The 2,433-nt window shown below is 65.2% G+C and carries 2 protein-coding genes; both read left to right on the top strand.

Translation table 11 applies throughout. The features are described from left to right. The coding region (gene istA / locus SO180_RS42300; RefSeq protein ID WP_449384693.1) for an IS21 family transposase at window positions 1-1,496 on the top strand (1,496 nt) is incomplete at its 5' end. Further along, on the top strand, window positions 1,493-2,305 hold the full coding sequence (istB, locus tag SO180_RS42295) for an IS21-like element helper ATPase IstB (protein ID WP_449384692.1): 813 nt from the start codon (window positions 1,493-1,495) through the stop codon (window positions 2,303-2,305). The genes istA and istB, both read left to right, overlap by 4 nt. The last annotated feature ends 128 nt before the right edge of the window (window positions 2,306-2,433 follow it).

Genomic DNA, 2,433 nt, shown 5'->3' with positions numbered 1-2,433 from the left:
TAACCGACCATCAATTGAGGCTCTACATGAAGCTCAGGAAGACCCATCCGACGCCTGTCGCCGCGGCGAAGGCGTCGATCAGCGTGGCAACGGCCTACCGCATCGAGAAGGATCCAGTACTACCTTCGCAGAAGAAGGAGCCGCGCGCACGACGGCGTCCCGATCCAATCGCCGACATTTTCGACGCTGAAGTCGTGCCGCTGCTGCGGGCAGCGCCCGGCATCCGGCCCGTGGCCATTTTCGAGGAGATGATGCGGCGCCATCCCGAGTTGGGCGAGGGCGTGCGCCGGACGCTGGAGCGGCGCATCCGAGGCTGGCGTGCCATCCACGGTGAGGAGCAGGAGGTCATCTTCCGCCAGGCGCACGAACCCGGCAGGCTCGGTCTGTCGGACTTCACCGAGGTGGCCTCGTTCGGCATCACCATCGCCGGTCAGCCGCTCGACCACCGACTCTATCATTTCCGGCTCGCCTATTCCGGCTTCGAGCACGCCCATGTCGTGCTCGGCGGCGAGAGCTTCGTGGCGCTGGCGGAAGGCCTACAGAACGCACTCTGGTCCCTCGGTGGGGTGCCGCGCGAGCACCGCTCGGACAGCCTGTCCGCCGCCTTCCGCAACCTGGACAAGGACGCGCGCGAGGACCTGACCCGCCGCTATAACGAGCTGTGCAGCCATTACGGCATGACGCCGTCACGCAACAATGCCGGCATCGCCCACGAGAACGGCTCGATCGAGGGGCCGCACGGCCATCTCAAGCGGGCGATCGAGGATGCACTGTTGCTGCGTGGCACCGTCGACTTCGATGATCTCGCCTCCTATCGCCGCTTCGTCGACGAGATCGTCGGCCGCCGCAATGCCCGCAACGCCAAGCGCATCGATGCCGAGCGCGCCCAGCTTCGGGAGCTACCTGAGCGGCGCACCACCGACTATGAGGAACTCAGCGTGCGCGTCACTTCCTCAGGCGGCTTCACGCTGCGCAAGGTCTTCTATACAGTGCCCTCGCGCCTGATCGGCCATCGCTTGCGCGTGCGCCTCTACGACGATCGGCTCGATGTCTTCATCGGCGGCACGCATCTCATGACGCTGCCGCGCGGGCGTGCTTCCCCGTCCGGCAAGCATGACCAGGTCGTCAACTACCGGCACGTCATCCATTCGCTCAGAAGGAAGCCGATGGCATTGCTCAATCTGGTCTATCGCGATCGGCTCTTCCCGCGCGAGGCCTACCGGCGGACTTTCGATCTCCTCGTCGAGCGTCTGCCCGAGCGCCAGGCCTGCCGCATCATGGTCGAGCTTCTTGGCCTCGCCCACGAGCGCGGCTGCGAGAGCGAACTGGCCGAGGAGCTGTCCATCTGCCTCGACAATCACCGGCTCCCCGACATGGCCGCGCTGCGTGCCCGCTTCGCGCCCGATCCCTCGCGCCTACCCAACGTAGTCGTCCGCCTGGCGCCGCTTCAGGCCTACGAAGCGCTCATCGGCGCCAGCCTGGGAGACGCAGCATGAAGAGCGCCTCGATTGACCCCGCCAAGCTCAGCCTGCTCCTTAACGAGCTGCGACTGCCCGCCAGCAAGGTGATCTGGCCACAGTTCGCCGAGCAGGCCGACAAGGAGGGCTGGCCCGCCGCGCGCTTCCTCACTGTGCTCGCCGAGCACGAACTGGCCGAGCGCGATCGCCGCCGCATCGAGCGGCACCTCACAGAGGGCCGCCTTCTGCCCGGAAAGACCCTCGACAGCTTCGAGTTCGACGCCGTGCCGATGGTCTCCAAAGCTCAGGTCATGGCCATCGTCGCCGGCGACACCTGGTTGGAGAAAGGCGCAAACCTGCTCCTGTTCGGCCCGCCCGGCACCGGCAAGAGCCATCTCGCCTCGGCGATCGGTCTCGCCCTCATCGAGAACGGCTACAGGGTGCTGTTCACCCGCACCACAGATCTCGTCCAGAAGCTGCAGCAGGCCCGCCGCGACCTCGTCCTCGAGAGCGTGCTGGCCAAGCTCGACAAGTTCGACCTGCTCATCCTCGATGATCTCGCATACGTCACCAAGGACCAGGCCGAGACCAGTGTGCTCTTCGAGCTGATCAGCGCCCGTTACGAACGGCGCTCCATGCTGATCACAGCCAACCAACCCTTTGGCGAGTGGGGGAAGATCTTCCCGGACCCCGCTATGACGCTCGCCGCGGTCGACCGGCTCGTTCATCACGCCACCATCTTCGAGATGAATGTCGAAAGCTACCGACGCCGCGAGGCCGCTGAGCGCAAAAAGGGACCTGGACGCCCAGCGTCATACGCCACACCCGCCAATATCGCCCCTGATTGACGCGCCGCGACAATCAACCTGACAAAGCACTTGCGCGCGTCAATCAAACCCGCGATCATCACATCCGCCGCGACACCAGATTCTCATCCAGATTGTCGCGCACCTCTCTCCCAGATCGCCGCGCTACA

This window comes from Bradyrhizobium sp. UFLA05-112 (genome assembly GCF_053572325.1).
Note: the sequence above shows the minus strand (reverse complement) of the source record. Positions and strands in the feature narration are given on the sequence as shown.